Below are 16222 nucleotides of genomic sequence, written 5' to 3' on the forward strand. Positions count from 1 at the left end.
ACTGATCCGAACGTAGCACACATCTGAACACTGCTAAGATCAAGCGATGGCAGGACGGAGTTATCACCACGGTGATCTGCGCGCCGCGCTGCTCGACGCGGCGGAGTCTCTGGTGCGGGAACGCGGCGCCGACGGCTGGTCGCTGCGCGAGGTCTCGGCGCGGATCGGGGTCAGCCCCAGCGCCGCCTATCACCACTTCGAGTCCCGTGACGCGCTGGTCCGCACGCTGTCCTGGCGGGTGCTCGCCGGGCTGGGTGAGCAGCTGGGCCGGGCGGCCGCCCACGCGCGGGGGCAGCGCGCGGATCCGCAGGCGCGGCTGATCGCGCTCGGGCGGGCCTACGTCCGCTGGACGCAACGGGATCCGGCCGTCGCCGGTCTCGTGTTCGGCGCGCACCGGGGTGAGCCGGAGAGCCCGGTTTCCCCGCACCCGCACGACGTTCTCGTCGCGGAGCTGGACCGGCTCGTCGACGCCGGCGGGCTGCCCGCGTCGTCGCGCCCTGGCGCCGAGTTCGTGCTCTGGCCCGCTCTGCACGGGCTGGCCGCGTTGCTCGGTGACGGGATGATGCGCCTCGAAGGCTCGCGTGACGTCGGCAGTCAGGCCGAACGGCTCGTCCGTGCCGTGCTCACCGGGCTGGGCGCGGAGGCGCCCGGCTTTCCGGACCGGCCACGGGCCCGGTCCGCGCACACCGAACGCGCCGCGAAGCGGGAGTCCCCGTGATCCCAGGGACGCCCCCGTCGCACTCACCGCACCGAGGGACGCCCCCGTCGCACCCAACGCACCAAGGGCGTCCCTCGGTGTACCGGCCTCGCGGCTAGTTCCCGGAGCGGAACCGGTCGAGCACGCGGCGTTCCCGTTTCGTGGGCCGCCCGGCGCCCCGGTCGCGGCGGGCGACGGGCACCGACGACTCCGGCGGCGGCGCGGGCGTCCGGTCGAGGTAGCAGGTGACCGCGTCGGCGGCACCGACCCGTTTCTGGATGACCCTGGCCACTTCGACGATCCGGGTGGTGCCGTGCAGGTACGCGCGCACCTCGTCGCCGGGTGACACCGTGGTCGCGGGCTTGGCGGGCTTGTCGTTGACGCGCACGTGCCCGCCCCGGCACGCGGCGGCGGCGTCCGGGCGGGTCTTGACCAGCCGGACCGCCCACAGCCAGCGGTCTACGCGAGTGGACTCCACAACAGGTCATCATGACCCATCCGGCCCCGGCCCCGGCGCCGGGCATGCCCCTTCACGCGTGTCTCGCTGCACGTTCGGCCCCACTCGCCCTCGCACAAGCCGGGACCATCGGTGCCGACGCAGGTCCACGAGGGGGAACCGTGCCTTTTCTGGGCCCGGGAACGGGTTGAACGTCTTCTTCGGCCTGCTGCTGTGCTACTTCAGCGCGGCCAGCACGTGGTCGTCACCGACCTGCCACACCGGCGCGACACTGGTGAATCCGGCGGCGCGCAGGAGTTCGGTGTGCTCGTCGACGGTGAGCCCGTTGCCGTGGCGGTGCTGTGCCCCGTCCGCCGAAACCGTTTCGCCCGCCGTTCGTTCCCGCGCGGCGATGCGCCGCGCGCGTTCCGCGGCGAGGTCCGCCAGGTGCGGGTCGGCGTGCACGGCGTCCCACCACGGGCCCCACTCCTCGTTGGCCAGCACCCCGGCCCGCGCGGCCCGGCGGTCGCGGACGGTCAGCGCGAGCGCCTCCAGCCGCTCGTCGGCGATGCCGAGATGATCGCCGTTGACCAGCACGCCGCCGGGCGCGAGCAGCGCGCCGAGCGTGCGGTAGAGGGCGGCGAGGCGGTCGCCGGGCAGCCAGTGCAGCGCGGTGGTGGACACGGCGGCGTGGACCGTCGAGGGCACCTTTTCCGGCCAGTCCGTGCCGGTGAGGTCGGCGTCGACCCACCGGATGGGCGCGCCGTAGCGGGACCTGGCGAGGCCGAGCAGCAACGGATCCGCGTCGATCCCGACGATCGTGGCCGAGGGGAGCCGGTCCTGGAGCCGGGCGGCCAGCGAGCCGGGCCCGCAGCCGAGGTCGAGCACGACCGGTTCGGGCACGTCCGCCAGCGCCGCCTCGACGACGTCGCAGAGCACGGCGAAGCGTTCCTCCCGGTCGGCGACATAGCGTTCCTGCTGGGTGTCCCAGCGGCGCAGCCAGGCGGTGGCCACGTCGGTCGGTACGGTCGCGGTGCTGAGGGCGTCCGCCATGGGCTGCTCCGTCACTGTCGAAGGTATATTCGCCAGTGACGAATCTACGGGTGCGAGGATGACTGGTCAAGTGGACTTCGACAGTCACACGAGTGATGTGGTGGCCGCTGCCGTGCAGGCGGTCAACGTGCTGATTCCCGGGCATGCGCGCGGCCGCGAATACCTCGCGGACACCCCTCGCGAGGGCCTGCGTGACCTGCTGCACTGGCTGGATTCCCGGCCTGCCACGGAGGTTTCCGACGCCGACATCGAGCAGTTGCGTGCCTACGCGGCCCGGCTGCGCGCGGTGTTCGCCGCGGTGGACGACGGCCGGATCGACGACGCCTGCGCCGGTGTCAACGCGCTGCTGGGGGAGACGCGGGCGGCGCCCGTGCTCGCCCGGCACGACGGCGGACCGTGGCACCTGCACTTCCACGCGGTGGACGCGGAGTGGGCGCGCAGCTGGGCGGCGTCGATGGCGACCGCGCTGGCGGTGGTGCTCGGGAATCCGGCGTTCGACCGGCTCGGTGTGTGCACCGCGCCCGCGTGTGACCGCGTGTTCGTCGACGTTTCCCGCAACGGTGCCAAGCGGTTCTGCTCCACCGCCTGTCAGAACCGGGTCAAGGCCGCCGCCTTCCGTGCCCGGCGGCGGGACTGAGTAAGGACCTGTCCAGACCCATTGGTCTGGACCTATCGGGCAAATCCGGCTTCTGCCGGGGAAGTGCTTGCGTGGCCGGGACTTTCGTCGCCCGCTGTTCGTGGCACGGTGGCGGGTAATCGACTTTCGAAGGTATCGGGGATCACTCGATCGAGTGACGCTGTGGGGCGTCCTGATTCCACTCTGCAGCGGCTTACCGCCGCGGAATCGAGTGATCGATGAAATTGGTTCGTTTCGCCACGGCCCTCGCCGGCGCGGCGCTCGCACTGGCCGGACTGTCCCCCGCCGCCTCGGCCACCGAGCCCTCCGGTGCCCAGCCCGCCATCATCGGCGGGCAGTACGCGAGCAACGCGCCGTGGGCGGCCCGGATGTTCGTCGACGGTCGGCAGGCCTGCTCGGCCACGATCATCGCGCCGACGTGGATCCTGACCGCCCGGCACTGTGTGGAGGCGGGCAACTCGTACTCCTTCCGGGTCGGCAGCCTGGACCAGACCACCGGCGGCACCGTCGTGAACGGCGTCGACGCGGTCATCAACCCCGAGGGCGCCGACCTGGCCCTCGTCCAGCTCGACCAGAGCGTCCAGGCGACCTATTCCCCGCTGGGCGACGAAAACGACGTCAGCGTCGGACAGACCGTGCAGGTCTACGGCTGGGGCGCCACCAGCCGCTGCGGCTCGGAGATCAACTGCCAGTCGCGGTTGCTGAAGTACGCCAACGTGAACGTGGACTCGGTCAACTCGACCGACAACTTCGGTGGCGTCGCGGTCCAGGCGACCTACGGCGACGGGATCACCGCGGGCGGCGACTCCGGCGGCCCGATGATGGGCAACGGCCACCAGGTCGGCGTCGCCTCCACGAGTGACCGGCAGAGCGTCACCAACTACACCAACGTCACGCAGTACCGCTCCTGGATCCAGCAGGTCGCGGGCGTCTGATTCCGGCGTGTCGTCCGTTCCGGTACGCGTGTCGTCCGTTCCCGGCGCCGGGAACGGACGACACGCGTCCGAAGTGGACGGTGACGCGCGTCGCCTTGACCTTCACACCGGTGGCAAGGCCTAGTGTCGCGGGCATGACCTCCTTTGTCGCGCACCGGAACGGCCTGCCCGCCACCGCCGAAGACCTGACCCCGCTGGCCTTCGCCGGCTACGCCCACTTCACCGCGATGCAGGTGCGCGGCGGCGGGGTCCGCGGGCTCGACCTCCATCTGGAACGGCTGCGCACCGCCTCGGTCGAGCTGTTCGGCGCGGCACTGCCCGACGAGCGGGTGCGCTCCTTCCTGCGCGCCGCGGTACAGGCGGGCCCGGCGGATCTTTCGCTGACCGCCGTGGTGTACTCCCCGTCCGGTGAGTTCACCGTCCACAATGGAGAGCCCGCGCTCGACGTGCTGGTCCGCACCCGGCCAGCCGCGGCCGCCCCGGAGGGTCCGCTGGCGCTCGCGGCGGTACCGCACGAGCGGACGCTGCCCGGGGTGAAGCACGTCGGCGAGGTGGCCAAGACGTACTTCCTCCGCCAGGCGGCCGCGGCCGGGTTCGACGACGCCGCGTTCCTCGACCGCGCGGGACGGCTCAGCGAGGCCACGATCTGGAACCTGGCCTTCTGGGACGGCACCGCCGTGGTCTGGCCCGAGGCCGCGGTGCTGGGCGGGATCACGATGGGCGTCCTCAAACGGCAGCTCGACCGGCTCGGGGTACCGCAGCGCGTCCGGGAGGTCACGCTCGCCGATCTGCCGGACCTCGCCGGGGCCGTGGTGATGAACTCGTGGACGCCGGGAGTCCCGGTGCGGCGGATCGGCGAGGTGCCGCTGCCGTCGGCGCCGTCGTTCCTGGAAACGCTTCACGAGGCGTACCGGGCCGAACCGCTCGTCGCGCTCTGAATACCGGAATCCGCGGCCGGCCAGGGATCGCTACGCTGGGCGCGAGATGTCGGGCAGCGGTAGGGAGCGGATTTTCGTGAGTGCCGATGGACAGCGCGCGCCGGACGCGCCGGGCGCGGTCGATCTGGAGCGGCCCAGCACGGCCCGGATCTACGACTGGTATCTGGGCGGCAAGAGCAACTACGCGGTCGATCGCGACTTCGGTGAGCGGGCGGACAAGCAGTTTCCGCTGATCAAGCCGCTGGCGATGTCGAACCGGCAGTGGCTGGGCCGGGTGGTGCGCGCCGCGCTGGACGCCGGGATCACCCAGTTCCTCGACCTCGGATCCGGGGTCCCGACCGTCGGGAACGTGCACGAGATCGTGCGGCGGCACGCGCCGGACACCACCGACGCGCGCGTGGTGTACGTCGACTACGAACCGGTCGCGGTGGCGCATTCGGAGCACATCCTCGACCAGCAGGACGCCATCGGCTGGGCCGGGATCGTCCGCGAGGACCTACGCGAGCCGGAGGAGATCTTCGAGCACGAAACCACCCTGCGGCTGCTGGACCTCAGCAAACCGGTGTGCGTGCTGATGGTGTCGGTCCTGCACTTCGTCGGCGGCGCGGACGACGTCCCCGGCATCATCGCCCGGTACCGGGGGCAGCTCGCCCCCGGCAGCTGGCTGGCGATCAGCCACATCACGACCGACGACGCCCCGGCCGAGGGCGCGGCGCAGATCAGCGCGCTCGCGGAGTCCTACCGGAACACCCAGAACCCGGCCTGGCTGCGCGGCAAGGCCGAGTTCTCGTCCTGGTTCGACGGGTTCGACCTGGTGGACCCGGGAGTCGTGCACCTGACCGACTGGCGCCCGGAAACCCCGGAGGTGCTCTTCCCCGTGCTGCAGCGCGCCGCGGTCCGCCCGTTCTACTGGGCGGGCGTCGGCGAGGTCCCCCGGTCCTGACACGCGGGTTCGGTCCGTGAATGCCACATTGAGGGACTCAGAGTCCCTCAATGTGGCATTCACGGACTTCTGCGCCGGACCCGTGAGAGCGCCCTTTTGGACCCCTTTCTGCCCGAAGGTGGGAAGGATTCTCCGCATAAGGGGCAGCCTTGGTGGCCGTGTCGCGGTGGATCCGGAACTCTGGGAACGAGGCCGTCTGGCCATCGAGAACCGGAGGGGAGACATCCGACGGGTATGTCCGAAAACGTGACACAGCTCCTCGCGGAGCACGCTCGCGGCAGCGGGTGGAACGACCGGCCCGCGTTCCTCGTCGACGACCGCGCGTGGACCTTCGCCGAGGTCTACGCCGGCGCGGCACGGGTCGCGGGCGGGTACCGGGCGGCGGGCCTGCGCGAGGGGGACCGCGTTCTGCTCGCCCTGCCCGACAGCATCGAGATGGTCTGGTGCCTGCTCGGTGCCTGGCAGGCCGGCGTCGTGGCCGTGCCGGTGAACGTCCAGATGAGCCAGGCGGACCTGGCACGCGACGTCGCGACGGCCGAACCCGCGCTGGCCGTGGTCGACCCGGAAACCGCCGGCTGGCTCGACACCGCCGGGCTGGTCCCGACCACCGGCGCCGCGGCACTGGCCGAGGCCGAGCCGGACACCCGGTTCGCCGACGGCGGCGACGCGCCCGCGCTGGCGGTGTTCACCTCCGGCACCACGGGCCCGCCGAAGCTGTGTTTCTACCTGCACCGCAACTTCGGCGGCGCAGGCAGCCCGATCACCGCCGCGGGCCCGGACACCGTCGGGCTTTCGGTGTCCCGGATGTACTTCATGGGCGGGCTGGGCTCCGGGCTGTTCACCACGCTCGGCACCGGGCAGACCGCGGTGCTCTCGCGCCCGCGCGCGACCCCGGCCGCGGCGATCGAGCTGATGCGGCGCCACCAGGTCACGGTCCTGTTCGCGCAGCCGAGTTTCCTGGCGCGGATGCTGCTCGAACCGGGCCACGCCGAGGTGCTCGGCAGGCTCCGGCAGGCCATGTGCGCGGGGGAGGTGCTCACCGCGCGGCTGCGCGAGCAGCTGGTGCCGATCCTCGGGAAACGGCTGCTGAACCTCTACGGCGCCACCGAGATCGGCGGTATCGCGGGCGGCCCGCCCGCCGAGTACGACGTGCCCTCCGCGGTCGGCCCGGCCTACCACGACATGCCGACCCGCGTCGTCGGCGCGGACGGGAACGAGGTACCCGCCGGTGAGCAGGGCGAGCTGCACGTCCGCGTGCCCTTCGCCACGCGCGGCGTGCCCAAGGGCAGCGACGGCCCCGACCAGCTCACCGACGTCTGGTGGCACACCGGGGATCTGGCCTCGATCGGCGAGGACGGCATCGTGCACGTCCACGGCAGGCTCGACGACGTCGAGGTGATCGGTGGCCAGAACGTGGTTCCCGGCGAGGTCGAGCGTCTCCTGGAGAGCCATCCGCGGGTGCTCGAAGCCGCGGTCAGCGTGTCACGCCTCGCGGCGGGCGACACCAGCCTCCGCGCGTACGTGGTGGCGGCCCCCGGCGAAGACGGGCAGGCCGCGGGTGGCGACGAACTGGGCGCCGAACTGCTCGACCTCGCCCGCGCGCAGCTGTCGTGGTACAAGGTCCCGCATGACGTCGTCTGGATGGACGCCTTGCCACGCAACGGAAACGGCAAGATCCTGCGCAGGCAGCTCCGCGCCTCCGGCGATCAGTTCGTCTGATCCGCGCGCGGCCGTTCCTCCTCGTCGAGGAGGGGCGCGTCCGTGCCCGCCGCTTCGCCGAGGCGGAACTCCTCGGCGAAGACGGCGTCGCCGAGCGCGGCGTTCGCCAGTCCGGTGATCCGGTCCACGTCGCCGCGTTCGGCGGCGGGCACCGGGGTGCCCATGCCCGCCCACGCCGCCGTCGCGGCGCCGAGCACCCGGGCGGCCTGCGGGTGCGCGCCGCGCAGCGCGTGCGCTCCGGCGAGGCCCTCCACGGCGAGCGCGATCGCGCGGGGATCCCCGGCCCGGCGGGCGATCGCGAGCCCTTCCCGGTGCCGCAGCAGCGCTTCCGCCGCCTCGCCGCGCAGCTCGGCGACGAACCCGAGCTCGGCGAGGACCAGTGTGTTCCCCGGTTCGAAGTCGACCTGCCGGTTCCAGTCGAGCAGGGTGCGCAGGTGCCGCTCGGCGAGATCGAGGTCGCCCTCCCGGCGGGCACCGAGCGCCAGCCCGGTCACCGCGTACATCTCGCCGGGGGTGAAACCGTGCTCCACCCCGACCCGTTTCGCGCGTTCGTGAAAGTCCCTCGCCTGCGCGAAATCCTTACGCAGCAACGCGAGCCGGCCCAGCCAGGACAGCTGGTAGGAGACCTCCGGCCACAGCCCCAGTTCCTGGGCCATCCGCAGGCTTTCGGTGTACAGCGCGGCGGCGCGGTCGTAGTCGCCGGTGATCGTGCCGAGCATGCCCAGCGCGAACGAGATCTGCAGCTGTCCCCACCGGTCGCCGAGCTCGCCGAACAGCTTCGCGCCGCGGTCGGCGAGGCGGCGCGCTCCGGCGATGTCGCCCTTCGCAAGCGTTTGGCTGGCCAGGTCGCAGCTCGCGGCGGCGATGCCCCAGTCGTCGCCGTCGGCCTCGAACGCGGCGAGCGCGGCCAGCGTCCACGGTTCCGCACCGGCCAGATCGGCCACAGTGGACAGTGCGTACCCGAGGAACCACTGTGCCCGCGCGCCGGGTGGCTCGTCCCCGGCGTCCTCGGCCCGATCCCCCACGAGGATCCCGATCCCGGCCAGCATCGCCCGCGCGTCCGCCCGCGCCGCCGGATCGCCACCGGACAGCGCGAGCGCGGAGCGCAGCGAACGGATCGCCTCGGCGATCCGGCCGCGCAGGAACCAGTACCAGCTCAGCGCGTTCACCATCCGCAGCGCCCGGTCCGGCTCGCCCCAGGCGACCAGGTTCTCCAGCGCGGCACGCAGGTTCGCGGTGTCCGCGTCCAGCCCGCGCAGCCAGCGCCGCTGCTCGGGCCCGCGCAGCCCGCCGTCGGCGCGCTCGGCCAGCCCGAGGAAGTACTCGGCGTGCCGCCGCTGGACCCGGTCGAGCTCGCCGGCCTCCCGCAGCCGTTCCCGGCAGTACGCCGCCACCGACTCCAGCAGCCGGTACCGCGGCCGGTCACCGCCCACCGGCGTCACCAGTGACCGGTCCACCAGCCTGGCGAGCAGGCCGAGCACCTGGTCCCGTTCAACGCCTTCGCCCACGCAGACCGACTCGGCCGCGTCCAGCGAGGTGTCCTCGGGATGCACCGCCAGCCTGCGCAGCACCAGGCGTTCCGGCTCGGTCAGCAGCTCCCAGCTCCAGTCGATCATCGCGCGCAGGGTCTGCTGCCGGGCGGGCGCCCCGCGCCGGGTGGTGTCCAGCAGCCGGAACCGGTCGTCCAGCCTGCGCAGCAGCTCGTCGGCGCCGAGCGCGCGCACCCGGGTCGCGGCCAGTTCCAGCGCCAGCGGCAGCCCGTCCAGCTTCCGGCAGATCGCCGCCACCGTCGCGGCGTTGTCACTGTCCACAGTGAACTCGCCGGTGGCGTCGGCGGCCCGCGCGCCGAACAGCCGCGCCGCGCTGTCGGGATCCAGCGGCGGCACGGCGAACTGCGCCTCCCCGGCCAGCCCGAGCGGTTCCCGGCTGGTGGCCAGCACCCGCAGGCCCGGCACGTCCCGCAGCAGCCGTCCGGTCACCGCCGCGACCGCGTCGATCAGCTGCTCACAGTTGTCCAGCACCAGCAGGATTTCCTTGCCGCGCAAGGAATCCGCGATCTTCGCCGCTGGGTCGGCCGACGGGGCGGGTGACGGGTCGTCGCGGACGTCGAGCGCGGCGGCGACGGCCTCGTACACCCACTCGTCCGGCGGGCAGTCGCTCAGCGGACAGGTCTGCCGGTCCAGCCCGGCCAGCTCGACCAGCCGCGCCCCGGCGCCGAAGTCGTCCGCGAGCCGATGCGCGGTTTCCAGTGCCAGCCGGGTCTTGCCGACGCCACCCGGCCCGGTCAGGGTCACCAGCCGGGACTCGCCGAGCAGCCCGCCCACGGTCCGCACCGCGGCCGTGCGGCCCACCAGCTCGGTCAACGGCACCGGGAGCGGGGACGGCGGCCGGGCGGCGGCCGCGGCCAGCGCCGGGTCCTGGGTCAGGACCGACCGGTGCAGCGCGGCGAGCTCCGGGCCGGGATCGACGCCGAGTTCCTCGGCCAGGCGGTGCCGCAGCTCCTCGTAGGAGGCCAGCGCTTCGCTCTGCCTCCCCGCCGCGTAGAGCGCGCGAATCTGGAGCCCGCGTAGCCGTTCCCGCAGCGGGTGCTGCTCGACCAGGCCGGTGAGTTCCGCGGTGAGCGCGGCGTGTTCGCCGAGCGTCAGCCGCGCCTCGGCCAGGTTTTCCCGCGCGACGAGCCGATCCTCTTCGAGCCGCTGGATCACTGGCTTCGCGAAAGGCTCGTCCGCGAACTCGGCGAGCGCGGGACCGCGCCACAGCGCCAGCGCGTCGGTCAGCAGCGCGGTCCTGGCCCGCGGATCCACGACGCCGCCTGCCTCGGCGGTCAGCGCCCGGAAGCGCGCGGCGTCCACGGTGCCTGCTTCGGTCCGCAGCAGATAGCCGGGCGCCTGGTGCACCACGAGCCCGCCGCCGTGCCCCGGCTCGGCGCGTTCCAGCGCGCGGCGCAGCTGGGAAACCTTCGTCTGCAGGGTGTTCACCGGGTTGCCCGGTGGCCGCTCGCCCCACAGGTCCTCGACCAGCCGGTCCGCGGAGACCGGCCGCCCCTCGTGCACCAGCAGGTCCGCGAGCAGCGTGCGGACCTTCGCCTCGGGCACCCGGACCGGCCCGCCGTCGGCGGTGAGCACGGCCAGCGGCCCCAGTATCCCGAATCGCACGAACCCACCGTATCCGGCGCCGTGCGCGGACCCGCAGCGAACCGTGCGCGCGCCCGCGCACCGTGGAGAGCAGATCAAGGAATCCCGGAGGGAACAGGGCATGACCGAGGAGAAGAGGCCGGTGACCGTGCTCGGTCTCGGCGACATGGGCAGCGCGCTGGCCGGTGCGCTGCTGGCCGCGGGGCACCCGGTGACGGTGTGGAACCGCACGGCCACCAAGGCCGCGCCCCTGGTGGCGAAGGGCGCGGTGGCGGCGGAAACCCCCGCGGCGGCGATCGCGGCGAACGAGCTGGTGATCATGTGCCTGCTGGAGGACAGGTCGGTGCGCGCGGTGCTCGGCGCGGCGGAGGAAGCGCTGCCGGGCAAGGTGGTGGTCAACCTCACCAACGGCACGCCGCGACAGGCGCGGGAACTCGAAGAGTGGGTGTCCGCGCGCGGGGCGTCGTTCCTCGACGGCGGCATCATGGCGATCCCGCCGATGATCGGCGGGCCGGGTTCGTTCGTGTTCTACAGCGGCTCCCGGGAGGTGTTCGACGCGCACCGCGCGGCGTTCGACGTCTTCGGGGAAAGCCTCCACGTCGGTGAGGACCCGGGATTCGCCGCGCTGCACGACCTCGCGCTGCTGTCCGGGATGTACGGGATGAACGTGGGTGTGCTCCAGGCGTTCGCGCTGGTGCGCAGCGCGGGGATCTCGGCAGTCGAGTTCGCGCCGCTGCTGAACCGCTGGCTGACCTCGATGAGCGGCTTCATCGAGCGGAGCGCCGAGCAGATCGACAGCGGTGAGTACGGGAAAGACGTCGTGTCGAACCTGGGCATGCAGACCGCGGCCTTCGGGAACTTCCCCCGGGCCGGCGCGGACCAGGGTGTCAGCTTCGAGCTGCTCGCCCCGTTGCAGGCGCTGATGGAGCGCGGTGTCGCCGAGGGGCACGGCGCCGAAGAGCTCATCAGCCTGATCGAACTACTCAAGAAATAGCGAGGAAAAGTCATGAGTGTGACGCAGATCGGGCTCGGCCCGATGGGCCGGGCGATGGTGCGCTCCTACCTGGCGAAGGGCCACGCGGTGACGGTGTGGAACCGCACCGCGAGCCGCGCGGACGACCTGGTGGCCGAGGGCGCGGTCCGCGCGGGCTCGGTCGCCGAGGCGCTGGCCGCGAACGAGGTGGTGCTGCTCAGCCTGACCGACTACCAGGCCATGTACGACATCTTGTCGCCGGAGGGCGAGGCGCTGCGCGGGAAGGTCGTGGTCAACCTCAGCTCGGACACCCCGGAGCGGACCAGGGTCGCCGCCGAGTGGCTGGCCGCGCGCGGCGCCGAGCTGATCACCGGCGGGGTCATGGTGCCCGAGGAAATGGTCGGCACGGAGCACTCCTTCGTGTTCTACAGCGGGCCCAAGGCCACCTTCGAGCGGATCGAACCGCTGCTGGCGGTGATCGGGCGGCCGGACTACCGCGGCGCCGACCCGGGCTTGGCGCAGCTGTACTACCAGGCGCTGCTGGACCTGTTCCTCACCACGCTGTCCGGGTTCCTGCACGCCAGCGCGCTGCTCGGCACCGCGGGCGTGACCGCGGAGACGCTGGTGCCCTACGCGGTGGAGAACCTGACGCTGGTGTCCTCCCTGCTCGGCGAGTCCGCCGGTTACGTCGATTCCGGGAAGCACCCCGGCGACCAGGCGAACGTGCTGATGATGGGCGCGACCGCGGACCACATCCACGCCGCCAGCCGGGACGCCGGGATCGACGTGACGCTGCCCGCGGTGGTCAAGGGGCTCTACGACCGCGCGATCGCCGCCGGGCACGGCAGGGACAGCTGGACCAGCCTCGTCGAGATCATCCGCGGCAAGGCGAACTGACCGTCCTCTGTGGACCCAGCGTGGTCGGTGCGAAGGTCCGTGAATGCCACATTGAGGGACTCAGAGTCCCTCAATGTGGCATTCACGGACCAGGCTGGACGGCTTCGGGCTGCCCGGTCGGGAAGAAGATGGCGCTCACCATGCGGGGGCGGCGGCCGGGGGCCGGGGTGTTGGCCGCCTTCGCCCGGAACAACGCGACGAGCTCGTCGACCAGTTCGGTGTGTTCCTCGTCGGTGAGCCACAGGGTGCCCTGCCGGTAGCCGACGAGGTCGGTGGCCGGGTCGGCACCGTCGCGGTCGAGGTAGTTGCCGAACTCGGCCAGCAGCACGGCCAGCGCCCCGGTGAACGCCTGGCGGTGGTCCTCCAGCGACATGGCTTTCGCCAGGTCCAGGTCGATCTGCGCGTTTTCGCGGCGGAGCCGGTAGTGCCGCTCGACAGCGCCGTGCACCCGCCGCTCCTCGACGACTTCGAGGATCTCCGCCTCGGCCAGCAGTCCGACGTGCCGGTAGACGCTGGTCTTGGGTACGTCGGGCAGGTGCGCGCAGAGCTGGGCGGTGGTGCGGACGCGATCGCCGGACATCGCGTGCACGATCCGGCCGCGAACGGGGTGCAGGAGCAGGTCGAGCTGGTTCACCACCAGACGGTCCCACATCTGGTACCGTTCCCAAAGTTGGGAATGCATCGGGTAGGGGGTTGGACGATGACTGGACTGAGCAAGCAGGCGGTACGGCCGCTGCGGACGCTGGACCCGGACGCGCCGCTGGACGATCTCGCGTGGCTGGACGACGTGGTCGGCGACGCCAGGGTGGTGGCGATCGGGGAGGCTTCCCACTACCTCGCCGAAAACCTGCTGCTGCGCCACCGGCTGACGCGGTACCTGGTCGAGCGGCACGGTTTCGGCGCGTACGTCATGGAGAGCGGCTTCACCCAGGGGTGGCTGGTCCACGACTGGATCCGCACCGGGGAAGGAAACCTGGGCCAGGTCATGGCGGACGGCGTGACCTCGTTGATGGGCCTGTGGACGCAGCTGCGTGCCCACGTGGAGTGGATGCGGGGGTGCGATCGGGCGGTCGACTTCTACGGCACCGATCTCGGCGCCTCGGTCGTGTCCGTGCTGCCGAGCCTGGAGGCCGTGCTCGCCTATCTCGCCAAGGCCGATCCCGCGTTCACCCCGGACCCGAACCTGCGCGAGATCGCCGGTGTCTTCGCGATTCCCTCCGCGTTCTCCATGCCCGAAGGCATTGCGGCGTATGGAAAACTCGCCCAGGACCGCCGGGACGCGCTGACCGCGGGGCTCGCCGATCTGCTGGCGCGCGTCACCGGCAGACGGCTCGACTACGTCCGCGCGACCACCGCCGGCGACTACGAGCGCGCGCTCCGCACGCTGCACGAAACGGTCACCATCGACCAGGTGCTGCGGCGGTTGGTCCGGGGTGAGCAGCACGAGGTGCTCACCGTCCGCGACGCCACGGTCGCGGACACCGTCGAATGGCTGCTCGGCCGCGAGGAGCGGATCGTGCTCGGCGAGCACAACGGTCACCTCCAGCGCGGGCCCGGCCTGCTCCCCGGGGTCCCGCCCGGCACGGCGCCCGCGACACCGCTGGGCCTGCGGCTGGCCGATCGGCTGGGTGCGGACTACGTGGTCATCGGCGTCACGCTGGGATCCGGCCAGACGCTCAACGAGAACCCGGAAGAGTTCTCCCGGGGCAAGATCTTCATGGACCTGGAGCCGCCCGAGCCGGACAGCCTGGACGGTCTCATGGCGGCGAGCCACGACGGCCCGTTCGGCGTCGACCTGCGGCGGCTGTCCGCGGACGACGCCGCGAAGGTGCGTGCGGCGTCCCGTCAGCGGCTCATCGGAACGCAGTACCTCGACGTGCGCGCACTGGACGCCTACGACGCCCTCGTGCACCTTCCGCGTGTCCGCGGGGCCGATCCCGATCCGGACGTCATCGCCTGCTCGCCGCCCGACGTGCGGAAACGGTTCCCCAGCCACTGAATCCTCGCGTCGTAGCTCGCTGACCTGCGTTTATGGCACCGTTACCGCAGAGATGGGACCATGCGGGAGGCCGCACTTTTCACGCGATCGGGGGTGCGGCGGCCGGAAACCGCGCGAGTGACTGAGGTGAGGTTGGTGTCGGGTAGCAAGCGTCCGAGATTCGGGCGAATCGATCCGTACTGCTGGTGTGCGGTGCTGCCCCTGGCGCTGGTGGCGATCCTGTTCATCGCCGCGGGCGGCCCGATCATCGGGATCGTCTTCCTGGTGTTCGCCGGGCTGGTGCTGCTGTTCGACGCCTGGGTGAACCGGCCGGACCCGGCCGAGGCCCGCGCCCGGCAGCAGCGACCACGGCAGCCAGGTCCCCGTCAGTCCGACCAGCGCGCCCGTCAGCCCGACCAGCGCGCCCGGCAGGGCGGGCCGCGACCCCGGCAGGCCGAGCCCGGCCGTCCGCAGCGTGCCGCTCCGCCCTGGCAGCGGTCCGATGGCCCGCCGGTGCGTCGCCCCCGCTGACTCACCGGACCCGGAACGCCCGGCGATAGGCGCCAGGGGTCGTGCCCACCTGATCGCGGAAACGGCGGCGCAGGTTGACCGCCGAGGTGAGGCCGACGCGGGTGGCGACCGCTTCCACCGGCAGATCGGTCTCCTCCAGCAGGACGCGTGCCTCGGCCACCCGGCGGGACAGCAGCCACGCGCCGGGACTCGTGCCGAGCCGCTCGGTGAAGCGCCGGGCCAGCGTGCGGGGCGAAACACCGAGGTGAGCGGCCAGATCGGGTACCGAAAGCGGTGTCCCGAGGCGGGTTCCGGCCCAGGTGAGGAGGCCGTCCAGCGCGTCTTCCGGTGGGGCGGGCGGCGCGTACTGCGCCTGCCCGCCCTCGCGGTGCGCGGGCAGCACCATGTGCCGCGCGACGAGCGCGGCGTGCGCGGCCCCGTGGTCCCGCCGGACCAGGTGCAGGCAGAGGTCGATCCCGGCGCCCGCGCCCGCGCTCGTGGCCACGTCGCCGTGGTCCACGTAGAGCACGTCCGGTTCCACCCGGATCTGGGGGAACTCGCGCCGCAGCCGGTCGGCGCGCGCCCAGTGCGTGGTGGCCGACCGGCCGTCGAGCAGTCCCGTGCGGGCCAGCGCGAACACCCCGGAACAGATCGTGACGAGCCGGGCCCCGCGCGCGTGCGCCCGCAGCAGCGCGCGGCGGACGCGGGCGGGCAGCGGCGCGTCCACCGGTGTCCAGCCCGGGATGATCACGGTGTCCGCGGTGGCGAGCGCCGCGAGGCCGCGGGACACGGACATCGCGTACCCGGCCGACGTCGGTACCGGGCCGGGTCGCTCGGCGCACACCTCGAATTCGTAGTACCGCGGGATTCCCTCCCGCGCCATGCCGAAGACCTCGGCGGCGCACCCGAGCTCGAACGTCGACTGCACCGGCCGCACCAGTGCCACCACGCGATGCATGGCAGAAAAGTACCCCAAGGTGTCCTTGTCGACACTGCCCGCCGCGGCTCGCGCGCGGCACCGTGGGGGACATGCATCCCGAGATCCTCGCCCAGCAGGGCTACACCTCCGTCTCCGTCGGCGATTCCCCGGTACGGGAGGTCTTCCCCGGCATCCGCCTCCGTCCACTGTGGACGGGTGAGAACGGCGCGCACGCCAACGTGCTGGAGATGGACCCCGGCACGTCGTGGCCGCACCGCGACGTGCACGAGCCCGGCCCGGAGGAGGTCTACGTGCTCACCGGCACGTTCCACGACGGCGCGCGCGACTACCCGGCCGGGACCTTCCTGCACGCCCCGGCCGGAACGTGGCACGTGCCCGCGACCACCACCGGCTGCACGCTGTTCCTCTTCTACCCGGAGGGCTGAACCCCAC

General features: G+C 72.4%; 16 protein-coding genes. 11 read left to right on the plus strand and 5 right to left on the minus strand.

Features of this window, described 5'->3' with window-relative positions; translation table 11 throughout:
- Positions 1-46 precede the first annotated feature (46 nt).
- On the plus strand, positions 47-718 hold the full coding sequence (locus ABD987_RS07130) for a TetR/AcrR family transcriptional regulator (protein WP_345388359.1): 672 nt from the start codon (positions 47-49) through the stop codon (positions 716-718).
- 94 nt (positions 719-812) lie between these two features.
- Here the strand turns inward: ABD987_RS07130 and ABD987_RS07135 are convergent, their stop codons facing one another.
- A complete protein-coding gene (locus tag ABD987_RS07135) occupies positions 813-1175 on the minus strand; it encodes an RNA-binding S4 domain-containing protein (RefSeq protein ID WP_345388361.1) in 363 nt (120 codons plus the stop codon).
- Between the two features lie 195 nt (positions 1176-1370).
- Positions 1371-2186, minus strand: coding sequence for a class I SAM-dependent methyltransferase (locus ABD987_RS07140; RefSeq protein WP_345388363.1), 816 nt, complete (start codon positions 2184-2186; stop codon positions 1371-1373).
- A gap of 58 nt (positions 2187-2244) precedes the next feature.
- Here ABD987_RS07140 and ABD987_RS07145 point away from each other — a divergent pair, with 58 nt between their 5' ends.
- The 5 genes from ABD987_RS07145 to ABD987_RS07165 all read left to right on the plus strand — a co-directional run bounded on the left by ABD987_RS07145 (position 2245) and on the right by ABD987_RS07165 (position 7358).
- A complete protein-coding gene (locus ABD987_RS07145; protein WP_345388365.1) occupies positions 2245-2823 on the plus strand; it encodes a CGNR zinc finger domain-containing protein in 579 nt (192 codons plus the stop codon).
- Between the two features lie 218 nt (positions 2824-3041).
- The gene (locus ABD987_RS07150) at positions 3042-3758 is read left to right on the plus strand and encodes a S1 family peptidase (RefSeq protein WP_345388367.1); all 717 of its coding nucleotides are present in this window, start codon (positions 3042-3044) and stop codon (positions 3756-3758) included.
- 134 nt (positions 3759-3892) lie between these two features.
- Positions 3893-4696 (plus strand): aminotransferase class IV family protein, encoded by an 804-nt coding sequence (locus ABD987_RS07155; RefSeq protein WP_345388369.1) that lies wholly within the window; start codon positions 3893-3895, stop codon positions 4694-4696.
- Positions 4697-4772: 76 nt separating this feature from the next.
- Positions 4773-5639: an SAM-dependent methyltransferase gene (locus ABD987_RS07160; RefSeq protein WP_345388371.1), complete on the plus strand. Its 867-nt coding sequence runs from the start codon at positions 4773-4775 to the stop codon at positions 5637-5639.
- 234 nt (positions 5640-5873) lie between these two features.
- Positions 5874-7358 (plus strand): class I adenylate-forming enzyme family protein, encoded by a 1485-nt coding sequence (locus ABD987_RS07165; RefSeq protein WP_345388373.1) that lies wholly within the window; start codon positions 5874-5876, stop codon positions 7356-7358.
- Here ABD987_RS07165 and ABD987_RS07170 read toward each other — a convergent pair.
- Complete coding sequence (locus tag ABD987_RS07170) at positions 7346-10513, minus strand: AfsR/SARP family transcriptional regulator (protein WP_345388375.1); 3168 nt, start codon at positions 10511-10513, stop codon at positions 7346-7348. The two genes, ABD987_RS07165 and ABD987_RS07170, sit on opposite strands and share 13 nt — an antisense overlap.
- A 100-nt stretch (positions 10514-10613) precedes the next feature.
- Here ABD987_RS07170 and ABD987_RS07175 point away from each other — a divergent pair, with 100 nt between their 5' ends.
- On the plus strand, positions 10614-11486 hold the full coding sequence (locus ABD987_RS07175; protein ID WP_345388377.1) for an NAD(P)-dependent oxidoreductase: 873 nt from the start codon (positions 10614-10616) through the stop codon (positions 11484-11486).
- A gap of 12 nt (positions 11487-11498) precedes the next feature.
- Complete coding sequence (locus ABD987_RS07180; RefSeq protein WP_345388379.1) at positions 11499-12362, plus strand: NAD(P)-dependent oxidoreductase; 864 nt, start codon at positions 11499-11501, stop codon at positions 12360-12362.
- Positions 12363-12444: 82 nt separating this feature from the next.
- Here ABD987_RS07180 and ABD987_RS07185 read toward each other — a convergent pair whose 3' ends face one another.
- On the minus strand, positions 12445-13014 hold the full coding sequence (locus ABD987_RS07185) for a helix-turn-helix domain-containing protein (protein ID WP_345388381.1): 570 nt from the start codon (positions 13012-13014) through the stop codon (positions 12445-12447).
- Between the two features lie 48 nt (positions 13015-13062).
- On the opposite strand from ABD987_RS07185, the gene ABD987_RS07190 reads away from it, so the two are divergent.
- Together ABD987_RS07190 and ABD987_RS07195 are read left to right on the plus strand one after the other, a co-directional pair.
- Complete coding sequence (locus ABD987_RS07190; protein WP_345388383.1) at positions 13063-14361, plus strand: erythromycin esterase family protein; 1299 nt, start codon at positions 13063-13065, stop codon at positions 14359-14361.
- Between the two features lie 135 nt (positions 14362-14496).
- On the plus strand, positions 14497-14871 hold the full coding sequence (locus ABD987_RS07195) for a M48 family metalloprotease (protein ID WP_345388385.1): 375 nt from the start codon (positions 14497-14499) through the stop codon (positions 14869-14871).
- 1 nt (position 14872) lies between these two features.
- Here the strand turns inward: ABD987_RS07195 and ABD987_RS07200 are convergent, their stop codons facing one another.
- Positions 14873-15808: a GlxA family transcriptional regulator gene (locus ABD987_RS07200; protein WP_345388387.1), complete on the minus strand. Its 936-nt coding sequence runs from the start codon at positions 15806-15808 to the stop codon at positions 14873-14875.
- Between the two features lie 71 nt (positions 15809-15879).
- Between ABD987_RS07200 and ABD987_RS07205 the strand changes: the two genes are divergently transcribed.
- Entirely contained in the window at positions 15880-16215 is a 336-nt protein-coding gene (locus ABD987_RS07205; RefSeq protein ID WP_345388390.1) for a cupin domain-containing protein, read from the plus strand.
- Positions 16216-16222: the final 7 nt, after the last annotated feature.

This window comes from Amycolatopsis samaneae (assembly GCF_039541975.1).
GTDB lineage: Bacteria > Actinomycetota > Actinomycetes > Mycobacteriales > Pseudonocardiaceae > Amycolatopsis > Amycolatopsis samaneae.

What these genes read in the sequence shown, in the direction of transcription:
- ABD987_RS07130 (WP_345388359.1), top strand. Translation starts at nt 47, where the DNA reads ATGGCAGGACGGAGTTATCACCACGGTGATCTGCGCGCCGCGCTGCTC.
- ABD987_RS07140 (WP_345388363.1), bottom strand. Translation starts at nt 2,186, where the DNA reads ATGGCGGACGCCCTCAGCACCGCGACCGTACCGACCGACGTGGCCACC.
- ABD987_RS07145 (WP_345388365.1), top strand. Translation starts at nt 2,245, where the DNA reads ATGACTGGTCAAGTGGACTTCGACAGTCACACGAGTGATGTGGTGGCC.
- ABD987_RS07150 (WP_345388367.1), top strand. Translation starts at nt 3,042, where the DNA reads ATGAAATTGGTTCGTTTCGCCACGGCCCTCGCCGGCGCGGCGCTCGCA.
- ABD987_RS07155 (WP_345388369.1), top strand. Translation starts at nt 3,893, where the DNA reads ATGACCTCCTTTGTCGCGCACCGGAACGGCCTGCCCGCCACCGCCGAA.
- ABD987_RS07165 (WP_345388373.1), top strand. Translation starts at nt 5,874, where the DNA reads ATGTCCGAAAACGTGACACAGCTCCTCGCGGAGCACGCTCGCGGCAGC.
- ABD987_RS07175 (WP_345388377.1), top strand. Translation starts at nt 10,614, where the DNA reads ATGACCGAGGAGAAGAGGCCGGTGACCGTGCTCGGTCTCGGCGACATG.
- ABD987_RS07180 (WP_345388379.1), top strand. Translation starts at nt 11,499, where the DNA reads ATGAGTGTGACGCAGATCGGGCTCGGCCCGATGGGCCGGGCGATGGTG.
- ABD987_RS07185 (WP_345388381.1), bottom strand. Translation starts at nt 13,014, where the DNA reads ATGTGGGACCGTCTGGTGGTGAACCAGCTCGACCTGCTCCTGCACCCC.
- ABD987_RS07190 (WP_345388383.1), top strand. Translation starts at nt 13,063, where the DNA reads ATGACTGGACTGAGCAAGCAGGCGGTACGGCCGCTGCGGACGCTGGAC.
- ABD987_RS07200 (WP_345388387.1), bottom strand. Translation starts at nt 15,808, where the DNA reads ATGCATCGCGTGGTGGCACTGGTGCGGCCGGTGCAGTCGACGTTCGAG.
- ABD987_RS07205 (WP_345388390.1), top strand. Translation starts at nt 15,880, where the DNA reads ATGCATCCCGAGATCCTCGCCCAGCAGGGCTACACCTCCGTCTCCGTC.